Below are 19,207 nucleotides of genomic sequence, written 5' to 3' on the forward strand. Positions count from 1 at the left end.
ACCATCGCCGTGAACCGGCAGAGTCGATCATGTTTCGCACCCGACCGGTCCACAAGGCGCACAGACCCGGTCCCGGACGGTGTCAGCGGGCCCTCACACCCCGGGCACACCCGCCACCCGCAGCGCGTGGACCAGGTCCCACTCCCGCTCCACCGACACCTCACGGGCCGCCGCCAGCAGGAGCGGGAGCAGCCGGGTCCCGCCGGTTCCGGCGAGCTCGGCGGCCTCCTGCGGAGTGCGTACGCGGACGAAGGCGCCGAGCAGGTCCCGCGCCTCCCGCTCCCGGCCGGCGCCGTCCAGGGCGAGCACCGCATCGGCCACCTCGGCGGTGGGCCGGGCCACCCCCTGGCGCAGCAGCAGCCCGCAGTCCGCCTCGCGCCCGGCGGCGGCCAGCGCCCCCGCCGCGGCGGCGAACCCGGCCGGCGGCAGCGAGGACGCCTCCCAGAGCAGCGTCGTCCAGTCGGCGGCCAGCCCGGCGCGGTACAGGGCGACCGCGAGCACCGGCAGCCGGGGCGCGGGCCAGGCCGCGACCTCGCAGAGCACCACGTGCGCCTCGCCGCTGCGGCCCTCGGCGCGCAGCCGGACCAGTTGGGCCACGGCCCCGGCGACGGCCTCCGCGGCGGCCGGATCCGGCAGGGCCTCCGGCGCGCGCCCCCGCGCTCCGCCGCCCCCGCGCGCCTCCCCGGCCGCACCGCCGCCGAAGCGTGCGCCGCGCGGGGCCGGGGCGGCCGAGCGCGAGGGCCCGGGTGGTCCGGGCGACGGCAACGGGGCGTAGCCGGCCTCCTCGTCGACCTCCAGACCGGCGAACCGGGCGCCCCGCGGCTTCTTGCGCCGGGGCGCCGGAGCCTCGGCGGCGGGGGCCTCCGGGGCGGCGGGAGCAACCAGGGGTCCGTCGTCGCCGCTGGGCCCCTGGGGGTGCGGGCGCCCGGCCGCCGCGTCCGGGACCCCGGCGCGCGGCCGCGGGACCCGGCCGGTCCCGGCGGACGCCTCGGCGGCCTCCTCCGCCCGGAACCAGCCGTCGGGCGCCGCCACGGCCGCCAGCCGCTTGCGGAGCTCGGCGCACCGGGCGGTGGCCCGCGCATGGTCGTCGCGGGCCCAGGCCAGTGCTTCCGGCCCGGCCGGATCCGGGCCGCCGGTCCCGGCGCCGCCCAGGCGTTCCGCTGCCCGGTGCTGCTCGCGGACCATCAACTCCAGCCGGTGGACGAGCTCCTGGCGTCCGCCGGGCCGCCGGTCGTGGGTGGCGGCGGACGCCGAGTAGAGCGCGGCGGCCCGCACCGAGACCTGCTCGGCGAACCGGTCGCCCTGGAGGGCGGCAAGGTCCGCGAGCAGCGACTCCACCACGTCCCAGGGCGGGATCTCCACCCCGTCGAGGCAGGACCTCATGCCTGCGGGGTCGCGCCGGGCGAAGACCCCGTACCATCCGCGTCCGGGGTCCAGCCGCGCCACCAGGTCCCGCAGGTACTGGGCGAACGCCCCTACTTCGTCAGCCTGCTGATGCACCGTCATCGTCGCCCTCGCCGACTGTCGACTGGAGCCCTCCAGTCCGGAGGCATTCGACCGCAGGCGTGTTACGGGACGGCTACGCGCAGCTTTCGGGGATGCTGCGGCGGGAGCACGGCACCCGGCCGCGCGCCCCCCGGCGCCGGGGCGACCGGGCTCAGAAGGTGACGGCGATCCCGGTGTGCGGGCGCTTGCCGAGCCGGACGACGGTGGCCGGCCAGTCGACCAGCCAGAACTTCCAGGTGTACTTGCGGGCCAGCAGTTTGCGCGCCGCGCGGGTGCCGTCCTCGTCGAGGAGGGTCGCGGCGCCCTCCGCGCTGGGGGCCCCTTCGGCGATCCGGCCGCGTACGTCGCAGACGGTCACGGCGACCTTGCCGTTGTTGCGGAGCCGCTTGACCTTCCACGAGTCGGAGCGGGTCCAGACGTACAGCACATCGCCCTCGGCCGCCGCCCAGACGGGCGTGGCGACGGGTGTGCCGTCCTTCCGGTAGGTGGTCAGACTGACGTACTCGCTGCGGGCGAAGTCCTGGAGGGTCACGTCGCCGACCCTACGCGCCCTCGTGGCGGGTCCGGGAGCCGGAGTCCTCCGGGTCGCCCGCGTGGGTCAGGGTCTCCCAGGCGACGAAGAGGTCGTCGGTGCCCGCGGGGCGCGTGGCGGCCGCCAGCTTCTCGGTCTCCGGGAGTGCCAGGTGCATGCGCCGGCTCAGGTGGTTGAGGGCGATCTCGACGTCCGGGCCCATGGTCCGCACGATCGTGCCGCCGCAGAGCCACTTCGGCGGCTTCTCGCCGAGTTGGTAGCGGGCGTGGAACTCCAGGGCGGCACGCAGCCGCCCGGCTTCCTCGGCGTAGAGGTCGACGCCCTGGTGCCAGGCGGTCTCGGCGATGTGCGCGGTGGCGGCGAGCGCGTAGCCGATGTGCATGAGGTTGCGGCAGGTCTCCTGGCCGAGCCCGTCCACGTACCGCTGCTGTCCGAACCAGTACGCACGGATCTTCCGCGGTGTGTCGAGGGTGCTGCCGGGCGGCGGCACCGGCAGCGGCCCGTCGGAGGCCAGGTAGAAGTAGGCGGGCACCCGGTCGCGGTAGCGGCGCAGCGCCTCGTCGAAGACGGTGTGGTCCTCCAGGAAGACGGCGATGCCGATGGCCGCGTCGGTCATCGTCAGTTCCCAGTTGCCGTTGTAGTCGGGCACCCGGGCGGTGACGGCGGGGAGGTAGGCCTTGCGCAGCATCCACTTGAAGCGCTGGACGGCGGGGCCCTCCCAGGCCGGATAGGTGGCGTGGACGAGGTCCGCGGCCCTGGCCCAGGTGGAGCCCGCCCAGGCGGCCTGGAGACCGGCGTTGCCGTCGCTGTGCTTCTTGAGGGCGGCGGACCAGGCGTCCATGATCCGGACGGCCTCGGCGGCGTGCCGGCGCTCTCCGGTGAGCTGCCAGAGCAGGGCGTGGGTGTACGCGGCGATGGCGTCCTCGCGCTCCGCCAGACAGGCCGGCGGGCCGGAGTTCGGCGGGCAGGCGACGTCCTCGGCCGGGTGCGGGGCGTAGCCGAGGGAGGCGTACCGGCTGGCCTTCATCGCGTCGAACGCGGACTTCCAGGGCTCCCGGCCGTCCGCGACCTTCTCCCGGACGGCGGCGAGCCCGTCGCCGCTGACCACCACTCCGGGGTGGCGGAAGGCGGCGGGGCCCGTGGTGTCCTTGGGCGCGGCGGAGTCGTGGTCGACGGCGGCGCAGGCGGGCAGCAGGAGCAGCGGGGCGATCACGGCGGCGAGGAGACTCTTCCGTACGGGCACGAATCCACGGTGGCCCGGAGCGGGGCGGTCCGCAGGATCTGTTGCGCCGGCCGGGGCCGCTCGCGCTTCGCCGCCCGCCGTACGGCCCTGTCCGGTTACGCGATCAGCGGCACCGCGGCCGGCTCCGGGGCACAGCGGCCGAGGATCTCGTCCATGGAGAGGCCCAGCGCACCGGCGAGGGCGGCCACGGTGAAGAAGGCGGGAGTGGGAGCACGGCCGGTCTCGATCTTCCGGAGGGTCTCGGCGGAGATTCCGGCGCTCGCGGCGACGGCGGCCATGCTGCGCTCGCCGCGCGCCTGGCGGAGCAGGACGCCGAGACGTTCGCCGCGCAGGCGCTCTTCGGGTGTCAGTGGGGTGCGGACCATGGGGTCACCCTACTACGGATGGCGATTTCTATACCGTCATTACTATACCGCTTCGACCGGTATAGTAATGGGCATGGTGCACATCAAGACGGACACACATATCGAAGCGATGCGCGAGGCCGGCCGGGTCGTCGCGCAGATCCTGACCCGGGCGCGGGAGGTGGCGGCGGTCGGCGTGACGCCCCGCCACCTGGACGAGGCGGCCCGCGAGGTGCTGAGCGAGGCCGGGGCCTCCTCGCCCTTCCTGAACTACAAGCCGCACTTCGCGCCCACCCCGTTCCCGGCCGTCATCTGCGTCTCGGTCAACGACGCGGTCGTGCACGGCATCCCCTCCGCCGAGCCGCTGCGCGACGGGGACCTGGTCAGCGTGGACGCGGGCGCCCTCCTCGGCGGCTGGGCCGGCGACTCCGCGATCAGCTTCACCGTGGGCCGGGCCCGCCCCGCCGACACCCGGCTCGTCGCCACCGCGAACCGGGCCCTGGAGGCCGGGATCGGCGCGGCCGTGGTGGGCAACCGGATCGGCGACATCGCCCACGCGATCGGCACGGTCTGCCGCGACGCGGGCTACGGCATCCTGGAGGGCTACGGCGGCCACGGGATCGGCCGGTCCATGCACGAGGACCCCTCCGTGCCGAACGAGGGACGGCCCGGACGCGGCATGAAGCTGCGGCACGGGATGGTCCTGGCGATCGAGCCCATGCTGATCGGCGGGGGCGGCGACGAGTTCCGCCACGACGAGGACGGCTGGACGCTCCGCACCACCGACGGCAGCCGGGCCTCGCACGCCGAGCACACGGTGGCGATCACGGACGACGGGCCGCGCGTCCTGACCGCACGGTGAGCCCTGCCGGGGCCGTGCGGCTATGACCGTCCGACGAACTCCCTGGCCAGCGCCTCTCCCTTGCTCCGCGCCCGCGCGCGGCTCTCGATCGGAGCGATGCGGGAGTTCTTGAACGCGATGTAGGTGACGCCGGACTCGGCGCCTCCGGTCGAGGGGTCGGGATCGATGCCCAGCGACTTCGCCATGGCGTACGACGCCTCCCCGATGATGCCTGTCGGGCCGGTGTCGCCGATCACGCCGTAGCGCACCCGGTCGCGGTACACGACGGCCACGACGCTGCCGCCGGTGAGCCCCGATTTCCGGTAGTCCCACACCTTGCTCGGGCCCGGCACCACCACATGGGGCAGTGCGGCCGAGTCCAGCGGTTCGCCGCGGGAGCTCTGGAACGCGGTCTCCGGGAGGAAGTACGGATCGGTCTTCCGATTGCAGGCCTTCGTCTTCCGGCCGTCGCAGTCGATGTCCATGTCCGCTTTCCAGAACACCGCGTCCGTGGTGCCGCAGACCGGCACCGTGGCCTTCGGACTGCCGCTGTCCGTGCGGTATTCACCCTTCGAGATCCGGGCGCAGGCGCGGACCTCGGCCAGCAGTTCGGCGGCGGTCGCCGCCTCCACCCCCGCCTCCGCCTCCGCCTCTGCCTCCTGACCGGGGCCGGAGGCAGAGGCGGACGCGGGCAGCGCCGCCGCTCCGAGGAGGGCGGCGCCGCAGGCGGCGGATGTCAGGGCGAGCATGCGGGTGCGCATGGTGCGGAAGGACCCTTCCCGTAGACGAGGGGCCCGTACGGGTCCCCGTGGCGACGCGTCGGGCGGCGCACCCCTGCCGTCTCAGTGCCTGCCGCCCGGATGCACCACCATGGCCGAGCCGCCACCCCGGCGCACCTTTTCCGCCGCCGCGAGCCAGCGTCCGTCCGGCAGCCGCTGCACTCCGGTGGCGGCTCCGATCTCCGGGTTCTGCTTGAAGGCGTGGCCGAGCTTCTCCAGCTCCGCGCGCACCGGGCTGTTCCACAGGTCCGGCTCGATCTCCGTCGTCGGCGCGTTGCGCTGGCTGGCGCGCGGCGCGGCGATGGCGTCGACCAGCGGGAGCCCCCGGTCCAGGTGTCCGGTGAGCGACTGGAGCACGGTCGTGATGATCGTGGCCCCGCCCGGCGAGCCGAGCGCGAGCACCGGCTTGCCGTGCCGCAGCACGATGGTCGGGGAGATCGACGAGCGCGGCCGCTTGCCCGGACCCGGCAGGTTCGGGTCGTGGACCGCCGGGTCGGCGGGGGCGAAGGAGAAGTCGGTCAGCTCGTTGTTGAGCAGGAAGCCGCGGCCGGGCACGGTGATGCCGCTGCCTCCGGTGGACTCGATCGTCAGGGTGTAGGCGACGACGTTGCCCCACTTGTCGGCCGTCGTCAGGTGCGTGGTGTTCTCGCCCTCGAAGGTGGTCGGCGCGGCGGTGCCGCCGCTGCCGCAGCGCTCGGGGTCGCGCGGATCACCCGGCGGCAGCGGGCTGGTGAGCGCCCGGTCGTCCCTGATCAGGCACTCCCGCGCATCGGCGAACCGCTGGCTCAGGAGCTCCTTCGTGGGGACGTCCTCGAACGCGGGGTCGCCGACCCAGCGGCCCCGGTCGGCGAACGCGATCCGGCTCGCCTCGATGAGCCGGTGCAGGTACTGGGTCCGGTCGGCCCGGGAGAGATCGGTGGACTCCAGGATGTTGAGGGCCTCGCCGACGCTGGTGCCGCCGGAGGAGGAGGGGGCCATGCCGTAGACGTCCAGGCCCCGGTAGCCGACCCGGGTCGGGTCCTTGCGCAGGGTCCGGTAGGAGGCGAGGTCGCCGCGGGTCAGATCGCCGGGCCGCACGACGCGGGCGGCGTCCGGGTCGACGGGCGGCTTGCGGACCGTGCGCACGATGTCGTCGGCCAACTCGCCCCGGTACAGCTCCCCGACGCCCTCGCGGCCGAGCTTCTCGTACGTACGGGCCAGGTCGGGGTTCTTGAACACCGAGCCGACGGAGGGCAGTTCACCGCCGGGCAGGAACAGCTTCGACGAGGCGGGGAAGTCGGCGAACCGGGCCTGGTTGGAGGCCGTCTGCGAACGGAAGGTGTCGTCCACGACGAAGCCGTCCCGGGCCAGGCGTTCGGCCGGTTTCAGCAGCGTCCGCAGGGACTTGCTGCCCCACGCGTCCAGCGCCCGCTCCCAGGTGGCCGGGGTGCCGGGCGTGCCGACGCCGAGACCGCTGGTCATGCCCTCCTCGAAGGGGATCGGCTTGCCGTTCTCCAGGAAGAGGGAGGCGTCCGCGCTGCGCGGCGCGGTCTCGCGGCCGTCGATCGTCCGCACGGTGCGCTGCGCGGCGTCGTAGTGGACGAAGTACCCACCGCCGCCGATGCCCGCCGAATACGGCTCGGTCACGCCGAGGGCCGCCGCGGTGGCCACGGCCGCGTCCACCGCGTTGCCGCCCTTGCGCAGTACCTCGATCCCGGCGGCCGACGCGTCCGGGTCGACGCTGGCCACCGCTCCCCCGTGGCCCACCGCCACCGGGGACTTGGGCGGTGCGGGCCGCGGGGCGGCGGAACCTCCCGGGGCCGCCGGGGCAGCGGCCCCGACCGAGGCGACCACGGCGAGGACGGCCAACAGTGACGTGGTGCGGCCGACGGAACGGCGCATACGTACCTCCAGTCAACGGATCTCCGCCGCAGGGTAGCCCCGGCGGGCCCGGATCGTCAGGACCGCCTCGAACGAATACCCGAATGACCGATACCATGCGCGCCCATGACCGACGACGTACGCAACATCGTGCTGGGCGTGATAGCCGCCGGGATCAGTGCCTCGCTGGGCTGGCTGGCCCGGACCTACCTCTGGCGGCGCAAACTCCGCCGCAAACAGGTCTTCTTCGGGCTGCCGGCGAACTCCGAGTGCCTGCTGGTGGTCAACCGGTACGCGGGCGCCGACGGGTCCGTGCACCGCCATGACGCCTTCGCACTGCTCGAACTCTCCGCGCTGATCAAGGACTGTGCGGCGCACGCCCAGATCGTCACCCACGACACCGCGCAGCAGGGGTTCGGGGAGCGGACGGAATTCTGCGTCGGCGGCCCGATGTCCAACCAGCGGATGGCCGCCCATCTGCGCACCCTGCTGCCCGGCGTGCGGATCAACGTCGAGCAGGATCCGGGGCCGGACCAGGTGGCGTTCCAGATCGGCCCGGAGCGCTACCGGCTGGAGCCGGGCACCTCGGAGTACGTCCTGCTCGCACGGCTGACGGGTGGTCAGGAAGCGCGTCCGGTCTTCCTGTTCTGCGGCCAGCGGGCCATCACCAACCAGGCGGCGACCCGTTATGTGGCGCGGAACTACGAGAAGCTGCTCCGCAAGCACGGCGGCAAGTCGTTCTGTCTGCTGTTGAAGGTCGTCAACTCCCAGGCGTACGGCCCCGATGTGGTCGAGCTCGTCGGCGATGTGACGCGCGAGGCCCAGGCCCCCGCGCCCAGCACACCGGCGTCGCACCGCGCGGGCAGCTGAACCGGGCCCGCCCTCAGCGTCGCAGCCGGGCCCGGCCGCCCGCCACCATCGTGGTGATCTCCCCGATGCCCAGGGGCCGGGCCAGCAGCACCACCACGAGCAGCAGCGTGAGGACCCCGGACCCGGCGGCCGCCGGGTCCCCGGCGCCCCGCACCGCGTAGGCCGCGCCGCAGGCCAGCGCACCGGCGGGCAGACAGGCGGCGACGAGGCGGAGGTGCGCCCCCAGGGTCGGCGACCGCAGCAGGGATCCGGCGCCGGGCCCCGAGAGCCGGCGGGACAGGACGTACCCGGTGACCGCGAACCCGGCGCAGAAGGCCACCGTGCTCGCCCCCGCCATCCCGGTCACCGCCCAGCGCGCCGGCAGCAGCAGGTACGCGGCGACCGAGAGAGCCGCCTGGACGGCGGCGATCACCAGGTTGAGGAGGAACGGGGTGCGGGTGTCGCTCATCGCGTAGAAGCCGCGGGCGAGCACGTACTGCCCGGAGAAGGCGATCAGCCCGGGGGCGAACGCCGCCAGCATCCCGGCCATCACCAGGACGTCGGCGTCGGATGCCCGCCCGTACCCGAAGACGGAGCCGATCACCCACGGCGCGAGCACCAGCAGCGCGGTGGCGGCGGGCACCACGACGGCGGCGCTGGTGCGCAGGGCGTACGCGACGTCGCGCCGCACCCCGGCCAGATCGCCGTCGGCCGCGGCCCGGCTCATCCGGGGCATCAGCGCGGTGACCAGCGAGACGGTGATGATGCCCTGCGGGACGACCCAGAGCTGATAGGCGTAGCTGTACGCGGTGTAGCCCGCCCCGCCCGCGACGCCCTGCTCGACGGCGTGCTGTCCGGTGGCGGTGGAGAGCCGGGTGACGACCCAGTAGGCGAGCTGGTTGGTGAGGACCAGCAGGACCAGCCAGCCGGCCGCCCGGACGGGCCGGGTCAGTCCGCTGCCGCGCCAGTCGAACCGGGGCCGCCAGCGGAACCTCGCGGCCCGCAGCGCGGGAATCAGGGCGAGGGTCTGGACGGCTATCCCGGCGGTGGTGCCCCAGCCCAGGAGGTGGGCGTCCGCACCGGAGAGGGTGCCGTCGGAGTCGGCGGCGACCGCGATGTAGAGGCCGAACACCCCGATGATCACGACGTTGTTGAGGACCGGGGTCCACATCATCGCGCCGAACCGGCCGCGGGCGCCGAGGACCTGGCCGAGCAGGGTGAAGAGCCCGTAGAAGAGGATCTGCGGCAGGCAGTAGCGGGCCAGTGCGACGGTGAGTTCGGCCTGGCGGTCGTCGTAGTCCGTGTAGAGCCCGACGATGAGGGGAGCCGCCGCCACGGCGAGCGCGGTGAGCGCGAGGAGGCCGACGGTGCACAGGGTGAGCAGCCGGTCGGTGTACGCCGCTCCCCCGTCGGCGTGCTCCTTGGCGGCCCTGACCAGTTCGGGGACGAAGACCGCGTTGAGCGCGCCGCCGATGAGCAGGATGTACAGGATGTTGGGCACGGTGTTGGCGACCGCGTAGCCGTCCGCGGTCAGGCCGGTGCCGAGTGCGGCGACGACGACGGCCGAGCGGACGAAGCCGGTGGCGCGCGAGACGACGGAGCCGGCCGCCATCACGGCCCCGTCGCGCAGCACCGAGGCGGACCGGGGCGGGGCCTCGGCGGGCGGCCGGCTCTCCCGGTCCGCCTCGGTCCACTCCGGCGTGCCGGCCGCGTTCACGCTCACTGGTCGTCTCCCGTGTCCTGAGGTTCTGGCCGACGGTGGAGGGTACTCCGGGCCGAGGAGTGAGGTTTCCCCGGGGACGGGACGGAACCCGACATGAGGGAAATGCCTCTCCCCTGCTGAGCGCCCCTGCCCTGGAGGTTTTTCCGTTGAGTTCCGCACGTCCGCACATCCGTCGTACCGCCCCGGCCGGCCGGAGGGCCAGGCTCGCCCTGACCGGTCCGGCGGCCCTGCTCGCCGCCGCGCTCACCGCGTGCTCGGGCGGCTCGTCGGGCTCCGCCGATGCGGGCGGGGACGGCAAGGCGCCCGACACCAGCATCTCGGTGAACCTCACGGGCAGGGCGGCGGCGCCCGGCGGGCCGGTGAAGGTGACGCTGGCGCACGGGAAGCTGACGGCGGTGTCGGTGACGGCGGGCGGGAGCGGTGCGCTGGCCGGGAGGATATCCGCCGACGGCCGGAGCTGGACGTCCGAGCGGGTCGCCGTACCGGGCACCGGGTACACGGTCGAGGCGTTGGACGCGGACGGCGGCAGCGACCGGGCGACGTTCGCCACCGCCGGGGCCGAGAAGGTCAACAAGCTGTCGCTCGCGCCCGGGAAGAACACGACCGTGGGCATCGCGCAGCCGCTGTCCGTGGTCTTCGACCACCCGGTGAAGGACAAGGCGGCCGTCGAGAAGGCCCTGCGGGTCTCCACGTCCAACGACACCGAGGGTTCCTGGGGCTGGCTCCAGGACTACTCGGGCAAGGACCGTGTCGACTGGCGACCCGAGAAGTACTGGAAGCCCGGCACGAAGGTCACCCTGGACGCGCGGCTGAACGGGGTCGACACGGGGGCCGACGGCGGCTGGTTCGTCCGCGACTACACGACGACGTTCACCATCGGCGCGGCCCAGGTGGTCGAGGTCGACCTCGACCGGCACCGGCTCGCCCTGCGCCGGGAGGGGAAGCAGGTCCTGGACGTCCCCATGTCGGCGGGCACCCCGGGCGGCGACAAGGCCTCCTGGCGGGGCACGGCGGTCCTGATGTCGAAGGAGGGCACCATCAACATGCGCTCCGAGACGGTGGGCCTCGGTGACGCCTACGACAAGATGGTCGACTACTCGATGCGGCTGACCTGGTCGGGGATGTACGCGCACGCGGCCCCCTGGAACGCGGGCTATTTCGGCCAGGCCAACCGGAGTTCGGGCTGTGTCGGGATGAGCGACGCCGATGCGGCCGCCCTGTACGGACAGGTGCGGGTGGGCGACCCGTTCGAGATGTCCGGCGCGGACGCCAAGGGTCCGGTGGCCGAGGGCAACGGGTACGGCGCGTGGAACGTCCCGTGGGCGGACTGGGCGGCCAAGAGCGCCCTGAAGTGACCCGGCAGCGCCCGTTCCGGCCCCGGGGACACTACTGACACCACGTCCAACAATCGTTACCTTCACGCAACGCACCGGGTAGTTACCAGCGGTAAACGTCCGGGTTACCGTCGGGTCACTTTGCACTGACACGCGCGAGGAGTGACCCGTGGCACGTCCGAAACCGGCACTGCGCACCACCGCTTCGATCACCACCGCCGTCGCCCTGCTCGCCGGGGGCGCGCTCGTCGCCGCCCCGGTGGCGACCGCCGCCCCCGCACCCGTCGCCGCGCCCGCGGGCACGGCGGCCGAGGGCCTGACGTTCCATGACATCCCCGGCTCCGGGGGCATCACGCTCAAGGGCAATGTGTTCACCCCGGCCGGAGCCCCCGCCGGGGCGAAGCATCCGCTGATCGTCTTCCCGACGAGCTGGGCCATGCCGCAGATCGAGTATCTGGCGCAGGCCCAGAAGCTCGCCGACTCCGGTTATGTCGTGGTGAGTTACACCTCGCGCGGCTTCTGGCTCTCCGGCGGGAAGATCGAGGTGGCCGGTCCGCCGGACATCGCGGACGCCTCCGCCGTCATCGACTGGGCGCTGGAGCACACCTCCGCCGACCCGGACCGCGTCGGCATGGGCGGCGTCTCCTACGGCGCGGGCATCAGCCTCCTGGCGGCCGGACACGATCCGCGCATCAAGGCCGTGGCCGCGCTCAGCGGCTGGGCCGATCTGATCGACTCGATCTACAGCGGCCGCACCCAGCACCTCCAGGCCGCCGCCCTGCTCGGGGGCCTGGGTCTGGTCACCGGCCGCCCCGGCGACGAACTGACGCGGACGCTCAAGGACTTCCTCGGCTCCAACCTGGACAAGGAGCCGGAGATGATCGCCTGGGGGAAGAAGCGCTCCCCCGCGACGTATCTGGACGAGATCAACGCCAACGGCGCGGCGATCATGATGGGCAACGCCTGGGGCGACACGATCTTCCCGCCCAACCAGTACGCCTCGTTCTACGACAAGCTCACCGGCCCCAAGCGGCTGGAGTTCCGCCCCGGCGACCACGCCACCGCCGAGGCCACCGGTCTGCTCGGGCTGCCGAACGACACCTGGACGAGCACCCGCCGCTGGTTCGACCGCTATCTCAAGGACGAGCGCAACGGCATCGACACCGAACAGCCCGTGCAGCTCGCATCCCGTACGGACAAGGGGTACGAGGGCTACCCGGACTGGAAGTCCGTGGGCGCCGTGAAGAACCGGATCCCGCTGGACGGCACGAAGAAGGTCCGGGCGAACGTCGACTCCGGCGCGAACGGCGGCATCTCGATCCTGTCCAACGCCCTGGACCAGTTCCTGAAGCTGCCGCCGATGGTCTCCGTACCCCTGCTGCCGCGCTCCTTCGCGAGCGTGTGGCAGTCGGAGCGGTACGCCGTCGAGCAGCGGATCCGGGGCACGTCCGCGCTGCACACCACCGTCACCGCCACGAAGCCGAGCGGCACCCTCGTCGCGTATCTCTACGACGTGGGGCCGCTCGGCATCGGCAAGCTGGTCAGCAATGCTCCCTACACCTTCCACGGGCAGACGCCGGGCCGGCCGTTCCCCGTCGACGTGGAGCTGTTCTCCACGGCCTACGACGTCCCGGCCGGTCACCGGCTCGCCCTGGTGATCGACACCGTCGATCCGCTGTACATCGAGCACAACCCGACCGGCGCGCAGCTGACCTTCTCCTCGCCCGGCACGGACCCGAGTCATCTCTCGGTCCCGCTGCGCGAGAAGTGATCACCGACTGCTGCCGGGCGGGCAGGGCCCGGCTACTGCCCTCCCGGCAGCAGCGTCCCCGGTTCGGCCGGGGCCACCCCCACCGCCTTCGTCTTCGGATTGCGCCGCTGACGACGGGCCACCCAGGTGGCGAACCACGAGAGCAGCATGCACATCCCGATGTAGATCGGGGAGATCACCATCACGACGGGGATGAAGGGAAGATCGTAGTCGAGATTCGACGCGATCAGCTTTCCGGCGTGGAGGAATTCCTCGTAGGTGATCAGATAGCCCAGTGAGGTGTCCTTGAGCGCGACCACCAGTTGACTGATGATGGTCGGCAGCATCGCGCGTACGGCCTGGGGAGCCAGGACGAACGTGGTGACCTGCGTCTTGCGCATCCCGAGCGCGTACGCGGCCTCGCGCTGGCCCCGGTCCACGGAGTTGATCCCGGTGCGGAACACCTCCGCGAGGACGGAGCCGTTGTAGAGGGTGAGCCCGGCGACCAGGGCGGGCAGCGGCTGGACCTTCAGCGCCACGAAGATGAAGAAGATCATCACCAGCACCGGCATGGCCCGGAAGAACTCGACCAGCAGGGTGGAGAGCCAGCGCAGCACCCGGTGTTCGGAGAGCCGGCCGACCGCGAGGACCGCGCCCAGGGCGAGCGAGAGAACCGCGGCGTACGCGAACGCCTTGAGGGTGTTGCCGAGCCCGCGCAGCAGCAGTTCCTGGATCCCCTTGTACTCGAAGGGCGTCCATTTCTCGGCGGTGAACTGGTCGGTGTCGAACAGCAGATAGACGATCCAGCCGAACAGCGCCACGATGACGACGGTCGAGCCGATCCCGTACATCAGGTGCCGCTTGCGGGTCACCGGCCCGGGGATGTCGTAGAGCGCGGTGGCCGCGGGCAGCGACGGCCCGCGGGTGAGGGTCTTGGTCATCGTGCCACTCCCCAGCGCTTCTCCATCACGTTGAACACCGCGCTGATGGTCAGGGTGATGATCAGGTAGCCGACGGCGATCCAGATGAAGGACCAGATGATGCTGTAGCCCAGCTCGTTGAGCGTCTTGTAGGTGCCGAGGAGTTCCGTGACGCTGAACGCCCCGGCGATCGCGGAGTTCTTCGCCAGCGCGATCAGGGTCGAGCCGACCGGCGGGATCACCGACCGGAACGCCTGCGGCAGCACGACGGTGCTCAGGGTCTGGCCGAAGTTCATGCCGAGGCTGCGGGCGGCCTCGCCCTGGCCCCTGGGCACGGTGTTGATGCCGGAGCGCAGCACCTCGCAGATGAACGCCGAGGTGTAGCAGCCGAGCGCCAGCACGGCGAAGACCTGGAACGGCAGGACGAGCCCGAAGCGGGGCAGGCCGAGCAGGACGGCGAAGAACAGCAGCGTCAGCGGGGTGTTGCGGAGCACGGCGACCCAGACCGTGCCCAGCACCCGGAAGGAGCCGACGGGCGCGACTCGGAAGGACGCCATCAGGAATCCGAGGACGAGCGCCAGCGCGGAGGCGTAGACGGTCAGCTCGACGGTGCCGAGGAAGCCCTTGCCGTAGAGGGAGAAGTTCTCGGTCAGTACATCCATGGGTGGGGCCGTCCCTTCAGTTCGCCGGGTAGCGGTCGATGGGCGGCGGGGTCGGCGCGGGGGCTCCGGAGAGGCCCAGCGTCGCGTCGTACGCCTTCTTCCAGTTGCCGTCCTTCTCGTTGGCCTCCAGCGCGTCGTTGAGCGCCGCGCGCAGCGCGTTGTCGCCGCGCGGTACGCCGATGCCGTACGGCTCCTCGGAGAAGGGCTTGCCGACGACCTTCATCTCGTCGGGCGCCTTGGCCGCGAAGCCCAGCAGGATCGCGTCATCGGTGGTGACGGCGTCGACCTGGTAGGTGAGCAGGTTGTCGACGCAGATCGAGTAGGTGTCGTAGGCGACGAGGGTCGCCTTGGGGTAGTCGGCGGCGATGCGCTGGTAGGGCGTGGAGCCGGCCGCCGAGCAGACGGTCTTGCCCGCCAGGTCCTGCGGCCCCTGGATGTCGTTCTCGTCGGTGCGCACCAGCAGGCCCTGGCCCGCCATGTAGTAGGGGCCGGCGAAGCCGACGAGCTTCTTGCGCATGTCGTTGATGGTGTAGGTGCCGACGTAGTAGTCGATCTGGCCGTTCTGCAGGGCCGTCTCCCGGTTGGCGGAGGCGATCGTGCGGAAGCTGATCGTCTTCGGCTCGAAGCCGATCGAGGCCGCCAGCATCCGGGCGATCTCGATGTCGAAGCCGGAGTAGATCCCGCTCGCCGGGTCCTTCTCCCCCAGGTAGGGCTGGTCCTCCTTGGCGCCGACCACCAGCCGGCCGCGCTTCTTCGCCTTGGTCCAGGTGCGGGAGTCGGGCAGTTCGAAGCCGGTGTCGACCTGGTACACGGGCAGCGCCTCGGGCTTGGGTCCTTTGACCGGCGGGCTGCCGTCCCTGCCGCAGCCCGCGGCGAGTGCGGCGAGCAGGAGACCGGCCACGAGGGCTGCGGCCCTGCTCGTACGCGTGTTCCTCGTGCGCAACATGGAAGCCCCCCTCAGTGCTTGAGGATCTTGGACAGGAAGTCCTTGGCGCGGTCGCTCGAAGGGTTCGTGAAGAAGTCCTCCGGGGTGCGGTCCTCGACGACACAGCCGTCGGACATGAAGACGACGCGGTTGGCCGCGGAGCGGGCGAAGCCCATCTCGTGGGTGACCACGACCATGGTCATGCCGTCCCGGGCGAGCTGCTGCATGACCTCCAGCACCTCGTTGATCATCTCCGGGTCGAGCGCCGAGGTGGGCTCGTCGAAGAGGAGCGCCTTGGGGTCCATGGCCAGGGCGCGGGCGATCGCCACCCGCTGCTGCTGGCCGCCGGAGAGCTGGGCGGGGAACTTGTCGGCGTGAGCGGCCAGGCCGACCCGCTCCAGCAGCTCACGGGAGCGCTGGTCGGCCTCGTCCTTCTTGCGCTTGCGGACCTTGAGCTGAGCCAACGAGACGTTGTCCAGCACGGTCTTGTGGGCGAAGAGGTTGAACGACTGGAAGACCATGCCGACTTCGGCACGGAGCCGGGCCAGGCCCTTGCCCTCCTCGGGAAGGGGTCTGCCGTCGATCGTGATGCTGCCGGACTCGATCGTCTCCAGCCGGTTGATCGCCCGGCACAGGGTGGATTTCCCGGAGCCGGAGGGGCCGATGACCACCACCACCTCCCCCCGGCCGACGGTGAGATTGATGTCCTGAAGTACGTGCAACTCCCCGAAGTGTTTGTTGACGTCCCTCAGTTCGATCAACGGATCGACGGCCATGCGCTGCCCTACCCACTTGTCGCTGTGTCGAGGTCAGCGCAAACTATCCATCCCGAAAAGGGACTTCGCACCCGACACGCGTAAATGGCGCAAAAGGCTGTTTATCTAGATTAGGCGAGGAGGGCGGGGACCGGCCGGCTCCCGGCTCAGTTCTCCGCGGACTCCGCGTACACCTGGGAGAGCTCCGGGCTGCCCGCCATCGCCCAGTCGAGTCCGGCCGCGACGACGTCGATCTCCCGGCCGGACTCCAGCCGCACCACGGGCTGGCCGCTCGGCCAGACGTCCCACGCGGCGCCCGGGACAGTCCGCACGATCACCGTGCCGAGATAGAGACCGGCGTCGTTGCCGAGCCAGGGAAGCTCCTCGGGGTCGTCGCGCCAACGGGGCGGCAGCTGGTCGAGCGCGGTCAACGAAGCGGGGGTGTCGTCGAGTTCGAGTCCGTGGTGCCCCGCCCGGACGCGCAGCAGTTCGCATTCGGCGAGCAGCTCGGCCACGCCGTCGGGATCGGCCTCGACGGCGGCCGCGAGCGCGCCTCCCTGCGTACCACCCTGACGCTTACGCCAGTTGTCCAAGAAAGGGATGTTCATACCACTAGGGTCCCATCCCGGCCAGGTTCCGCACCACAGGGCGCGCGGCGTTCACCGTTCCCCCACCCCGCTCCGGCCGGGAAACCGAGCGGATATCTAAGGTACGCACATGAGTGCACAGGCGTACGTCGCGGAACTGTTCTCGCTGGAAGGCCGGGTGGCGGTGGTGACCGGCGGCAGTTCCGGCATCGGCCGGGCGATCACCGGCGCGCTGGCACGGGCCGGCGCGGGCGTCGTGGTGGTGGCCCGCCGGGAGGCGGAGCTGAGGGCGACGGTGGACGAGCTGACCGCCGAGGGCTGCCGGGCGGCCTGGGTGAGCGCGGACCTGAGCACCGCCGAGGGGACGCTCGCGGGGGCGGCGGAGGCCGTGGAGGCGTTCGGCGAGCCGGACATCCTGGTGAACTGCGCAGGGATCAATCTGCGGCCGCCGATGACGGAGCTGGACGAGGACGTCTGGGACACCACGATGGCGGTGAACCTGAAGGCGCCGTTCCTGCTGGGGCAGCGCTTCGGACCGGGGATGGCCGAGCGCGGCTACGGGCGGATCATCCACGTCACCTCGCAGCAGGCGCACCGGGCCTTCGTGAACAGCGGTGCGTACGGAGTGTCCAAGGGCGGCCTGGAGTCCCTGGCCCGCTCGCAGGCCGAGGCCTGGTCGCCGCACGGCGTCACCGTGAACACCCTGGTGCCCGGGTTCGTGCTGACGCCGCTGAACGAGCGCCTCGCGTCGGACCCGGAGAAGGTGGCGTCGCTCGCCGCCCGGACCCTGACCGGCCGCAACGGGCTCGCGGAGGACTTCGCGGGGGCGGCGGTGTTCCTGGCGGGGCGCTCCTCGGCGTACGTCACCGGGCAGTCGGTGTTCGTGGACGGCGGGTTCTCGGTGCACTGAGGGTCCCGGCGCACGAAGGCCCCGGCCGTCCACGACCCGCGGTCCTCAGGACGACTGCTGCCAGAGGGCCGCGGCCGCTTCGGTCACCGCCGCGTCGACAGCCGCCGAGGTGGCGTCCTTCTCCACGCCGAGGCCGGTCAGCACGCCGGAGCCGTCCTCGAACTCCAGGAGGGCGAGCAGGACGTGCTCGGTGCCGACGTAGTTGTGCCCGAGCCGGAGCGCCTCGCGGAAGGTCAGCTCCAGGACCTTGCGGGAGTCCGCGTCGTACGGGATCAGCTCGGGCACCTCGTCCGCGGCGGCGGGCAGTGCGGCGACCGCGGCGGTGCGCACGGACTCCGCCGGCACGCCCTGCCCGGTGAGGACCCGGGCGGCGATACCCTCGGGCTCGGCGAGCAGGCCGAGCACCAGGTGGGCGGGGAGGATCTCGGCGTGCCGGGCGGCCTGGGCCTCGTTGTGGGAGGCCATGACGACGTTGCGGGCGCGCTGGGTGAAGCGGCCGAAGCCCTGGCTCGGGTCCAGGTCGGAGGCGCTCTCGCCCTTCTTGGCCACGAAACGCTTCTGGGCCGCCTGGCGGGTGACCCCCATGCTGCGGCCGATGTCCGTCCAGGAGGCGCCGGAGCGGCGCGCCTGGTCCACGAAGTGGCCGATCAGGTGGTCGGCCACATCGCCGAGGTGGTCGGCGGCGATGACCGCGCCGGAGAGCTGCTCCAGGGCGTCGGTGTTGGACTTCTTGATGGCCTCGATCAGGTCGTCGAGGCGCACGGAGGGTGTGGCGGAAAGAGGATGCGTCATGCGTCAACCGTAAGTTGACACCCGGGTGGTGTCAACCTTCGGTTGTCAGTGGGCCCGGCCTCTCTTCCCGCCTCCCTCGCGCCCGGCGGCTCCTCAGAGCTCGAGGTCGACGACCACCGGGGCGTGGTCGGAGGCGCCCTTGCCCTTGCGCTCCTCGCGGTCGACGTAGCTGTCCTTGACGGCGGCGGTGAACGGGGCGTTGCCGAAGGTCAGGTCGATCCGCATGCCCTTGTTCTTGGGGAACCGCAGCTCGCGGTAGTCCCAGAAGGTGTAGGCGCGGTCGTACTTGAGGGGGCGGGGCAGCACCTCGCTCAGGCCCTCCGCCTCCAGGGCCGCGAGGGCGGCGCGCTCGGCGGGTGTCACATGCGTGGCGCCTGCGAACAGCGCCGGGTCCCAGACGTCCTCGTCGGTCGGGGCCACGTTGAAGTCGCCCAGGACCGCGAACGGCAGGGTCCCCGCGGCGTCCGCGGCCACGGCCTTCCGCAGGGCCTGGAGCCAGCGCAGCTTGTACGCGTAGTGCTCGTGCTCGACCTCGCGGCCGTTGGGCACATACACCGACCAGAGGCGCAGCGGGCCGCAGGTCGCCGAGATCGCGCGGGGCTCCTGCACCCCGTCGTACTCCGGGCCGTCGGGCAGCCCGCTGACGACGTCGGTGAGACCGACCCGGGAGAGCAGCGCGACCCCGTTCCACCGGCCGGTGGCGTTGACCGCGGACTCGTAGCCCAGCTCGGCGAGCGCGGCGGTGGGGAACTGCTCCGCCGTGCACTTGGTCTCCTGGATGCACAGCACATCGGTGCCGCTGCTCTCCAGCCAGGCCAGAAGCCTCGGCAGCCGGGCGGTGATCGAATTGACGTTATAGGTGGCGATGCGCATGGCAGCCAACCTAGCGGCTCCC

The 19,207-nt window shown here is 72.1% G+C and carries 19 protein-coding genes; 5 read left to right on the forward strand and 14 right to left on the reverse strand.

Going from position 1 to position 19,207, the window contains the following annotated elements; translation table 11 throughout:
• Positions 1–93: 93 nt before the first annotated feature.
• The 4 genes from ACH4UK_RS19695 to ACH4UK_RS19710 all read right to left on the reverse strand — a co-directional run bounded on the left by ACH4UK_RS19695 (position 94) and on the right by ACH4UK_RS19710 (position 3,646).
• The gene (locus ACH4UK_RS19695) at positions 94–1,506 is read right to left on the reverse strand and encodes a hypothetical protein (protein WP_398357876.1); all 1,413 of its coding nucleotides are present in this window, start codon (positions 1,504–1,506) and stop codon (positions 94–96) included.
• Positions 1,507–1,657: 151 nt separating this feature from the next.
• The gene (locus ACH4UK_RS19700; protein ID WP_398357878.1) at positions 1,658–2,038 is read right to left on the reverse strand and encodes a PPOX class F420-dependent oxidoreductase; all 381 of its coding nucleotides are present in this window, start codon (positions 2,036–2,038) and stop codon (positions 1,658–1,660) included.
• Between the two features lie 10 nt (positions 2,039–2,048).
• Positions 2,049–3,281, reverse strand: coding sequence for an alginate lyase family protein (locus ACH4UK_RS19705; RefSeq protein WP_398357880.1), 1,233 nt, complete (start codon positions 3,279–3,281; stop codon positions 2,049–2,051).
• Between the two features lie 95 nt (positions 3,282–3,376).
• On the reverse strand, positions 3,377–3,646 hold the full coding sequence (locus ACH4UK_RS19710; RefSeq protein WP_398357882.1) for a helix-turn-helix domain-containing protein: 270 nt from the start codon (positions 3,644–3,646) through the stop codon (positions 3,377–3,379).
• A 73-nt stretch (positions 3,647–3,719) separates the two neighbouring features.
• Here ACH4UK_RS19710 and map point away from each other — a divergent pair, with 73 nt between their 5' ends.
• A complete protein-coding gene (gene map / locus ACH4UK_RS19715; protein ID WP_398357883.1) occupies positions 3,720–4,487 on the forward strand; it encodes a type I methionyl aminopeptidase in 768 nt (255 codons plus the stop codon).
• 20 nt (positions 4,488–4,507) lie between these two features.
• Here the strand turns inward: map and ACH4UK_RS19720 are convergent, their stop codons facing one another.
• Both ACH4UK_RS19720 and ggt read right to left on the reverse strand, forming a co-directional pair.
• Positions 4,508–5,227, reverse strand: coding sequence for a glycoside hydrolase family 75 protein (locus ACH4UK_RS19720; RefSeq protein ID WP_398357885.1), 720 nt, complete (start codon positions 5,225–5,227; stop codon positions 4,508–4,510).
• A gap of 81 nt (positions 5,228–5,308) precedes the next feature.
• Positions 5,309–7,126, reverse strand: coding sequence for a gamma-glutamyltransferase (ggt, locus tag ACH4UK_RS19725; protein WP_398357886.1), 1,818 nt, complete (start codon positions 7,124–7,126; stop codon positions 5,309–5,311).
• Between the two features lie 105 nt (positions 7,127–7,231).
• On the opposite strand from ggt, the gene ACH4UK_RS19730 reads away from it, so the two are divergent.
• The gene (locus ACH4UK_RS19730) at positions 7,232–7,975 is read left to right on the forward strand and encodes a hypothetical protein (RefSeq protein ID WP_398357888.1); all 744 of its coding nucleotides are present in this window, start codon (positions 7,232–7,234) and stop codon (positions 7,973–7,975) included.
• Positions 7,976–7,988: 13 nt separating this feature from the next.
• Here the strand turns inward: ACH4UK_RS19730 and murJ are convergent, their stop codons facing one another.
• Positions 7,989–9,671: a murein biosynthesis integral membrane protein MurJ gene (gene murJ, locus ACH4UK_RS19735; protein WP_398358517.1), complete on the reverse strand. Its 1,683-nt coding sequence runs from the start codon at positions 9,669–9,671 to the stop codon at positions 7,989–7,991.
• A 152-nt stretch (positions 9,672–9,823) separates the two neighbouring features.
• Here murJ and ACH4UK_RS19740 point away from each other — a divergent pair, with 152 nt between their 5' ends.
• Complete coding sequence (locus tag ACH4UK_RS19740) at positions 9,824–11,032, forward strand: Ig-like domain-containing protein (protein WP_398357890.1); 1,209 nt, start codon at positions 9,824–9,826, stop codon at positions 11,030–11,032.
• Between the two features lie 148 nt (positions 11,033–11,180).
• Positions 11,181–12,782, forward strand: a complete 1,602-nt coding sequence (locus ACH4UK_RS19745) for a CocE/NonD family hydrolase (protein WP_398357892.1) — start codon at positions 11,181–11,183, stop codon at positions 12,780–12,782.
• A 32-nt stretch (positions 12,783–12,814) separates the two neighbouring features.
• Here ACH4UK_RS19745 and ACH4UK_RS19750 read toward each other — a convergent pair whose 3' ends face one another.
• The 5 genes from ACH4UK_RS19750 to ACH4UK_RS19770 all read right to left on the reverse strand — a co-directional run bounded on the left by ACH4UK_RS19750 (position 12,815) and on the right by ACH4UK_RS19770 (position 16,631).
• On the reverse strand, positions 12,815–13,702 hold the full coding sequence (locus ACH4UK_RS19750) for an amino acid ABC transporter permease (RefSeq protein ID WP_398357894.1): 888 nt from the start codon (positions 13,700–13,702) through the stop codon (positions 12,815–12,817).
• Positions 13,699–14,343, reverse strand: a complete 645-nt coding sequence (locus tag ACH4UK_RS19755) for an amino acid ABC transporter permease (RefSeq protein WP_398357896.1) — start codon at positions 14,341–14,343, stop codon at positions 13,699–13,701. Before ACH4UK_RS19755 ends, ACH4UK_RS19750 begins: the two co-directional genes overlap by 4 nt.
• A gap of 16 nt (positions 14,344–14,359) precedes the next feature.
• Entirely contained in the window at positions 14,360–15,289 is a 930-nt protein-coding gene (locus ACH4UK_RS19760; RefSeq protein ID WP_398357897.1) for a glutamate ABC transporter substrate-binding protein, read from the reverse strand.
• 11 nt (positions 15,290–15,300) lie between these two features.
• Positions 15,301–16,044, reverse strand: coding sequence for an amino acid ABC transporter ATP-binding protein (locus tag ACH4UK_RS19765; RefSeq protein ID WP_398357899.1), 744 nt, complete (start codon positions 16,042–16,044; stop codon positions 15,301–15,303).
• A 146-nt stretch (positions 16,045–16,190) separates the two neighbouring features.
• Entirely contained in the window at positions 16,191–16,631 is a 441-nt protein-coding gene (locus tag ACH4UK_RS19770) for a DUF6278 family protein (RefSeq protein ID WP_398357901.1), read from the reverse strand.
• Between the two features lie 109 nt (positions 16,632–16,740).
• On the opposite strand from ACH4UK_RS19770, the gene ACH4UK_RS19775 reads away from it, so the two are divergent.
• Entirely contained in the window at positions 16,741–17,520 is a 780-nt protein-coding gene (locus ACH4UK_RS19775) for an SDR family NAD(P)-dependent oxidoreductase (protein WP_398357902.1), read from the forward strand.
• Positions 17,521–17,565: 45 nt separating this feature from the next.
• Here ACH4UK_RS19775 and ACH4UK_RS19780 read toward each other — a convergent pair whose 3' ends face one another.
• Positions 17,566–18,312, reverse strand: coding sequence for a Clp protease N-terminal domain-containing protein (locus ACH4UK_RS19780; protein WP_398357904.1), 747 nt, complete (start codon positions 18,310–18,312; stop codon positions 17,566–17,568).
• Between the two features lie 93 nt (positions 18,313–18,405).
• Positions 18,406–19,185: an exodeoxyribonuclease III gene (locus ACH4UK_RS19785; RefSeq protein WP_398357906.1), complete on the reverse strand. Its 780-nt coding sequence runs from the start codon at positions 19,183–19,185 to the stop codon at positions 18,406–18,408.
• Positions 19,186–19,207 lie beyond the last annotated feature (22 nt).

The organism is Streptomyces sp. NPDC020884 (assembly GCF_044333935.1).
GTDB lineage: Bacteria > Actinomycetota > Actinomycetes > Streptomycetales > Streptomycetaceae > Streptomyces.

Coding starts and splice junctions, on each gene's coding strand:
- ACH4UK_RS19755 (WP_398357896.1), bottom strand. CDS start 14,343: ATGGATGTACTGACCGAGAACTTCTCCCTCTACGGCAAGGGCTTCCTC.
- ggt (WP_398357886.1), bottom strand. CDS start 7,126: ATGCGCCGTTCCGTCGGCCGCACCACGTCACTGTTGGCCGTCCTCGCC.
- ACH4UK_RS19785 (WP_398357906.1), bottom strand. CDS start 19,185: ATGCGCATCGCCACCTATAACGTCAATTCGATCACCGCCCGGCTGCCG.
- ACH4UK_RS19730 (WP_398357888.1), top strand. CDS start 7,232: ATGACCGACGACGTACGCAACATCGTGCTGGGCGTGATAGCCGCCGGG.
- ACH4UK_RS19775 (WP_398357902.1), top strand. CDS start 16,741: ATGAGTGCACAGGCGTACGTCGCGGAACTGTTCTCGCTGGAAGGCCGG.
- ACH4UK_RS19760 (WP_398357897.1), bottom strand. CDS start 15,289: ATGTTGCGCACGAGGAACACGCGTACGAGCAGGGCCGCAGCCCTCGTG.
- ACH4UK_RS19720 (WP_398357885.1), bottom strand. CDS start 5,227: ATGCGCACCCGCATGCTCGCCCTGACATCCGCCGCCTGCGGCGCCGCC.
- map (WP_398357883.1), top strand. CDS start 3,720: ATGGTGCACATCAAGACGGACACACATATCGAAGCGATGCGCGAGGCC.
- ACH4UK_RS19695 (WP_398357876.1), bottom strand. CDS start 1,506: ATGACGGTGCATCAGCAGGCTGACGAAGTAGGGGCGTTCGCCCAGTAC.
- ACH4UK_RS19770 (WP_398357901.1), bottom strand. CDS start 16,631: ATGAACATCCCTTTCTTGGACAACTGGCGTAAGCGTCAGGGTGGTACG.
- ACH4UK_RS19780 (WP_398357904.1), bottom strand. CDS start 18,312: ATGACGCATCCTCTTTCCGCCACACCCTCCGTGCGCCTCGACGACCTG.
- ACH4UK_RS19750 (WP_398357894.1), bottom strand. CDS start 13,702: ATGACCAAGACCCTCACCCGCGGGCCGTCGCTGCCCGCGGCCACCGCG.
- ACH4UK_RS19765 (WP_398357899.1), bottom strand. CDS start 16,044: ATGGCCGTCGATCCGTTGATCGAACTGAGGGACGTCAACAAACACTTC.
- ACH4UK_RS19710 (WP_398357882.1), bottom strand. CDS start 3,646: ATGGTCCGCACCCCACTGACACCCGAAGAGCGCCTGCGCGGCGAACGT.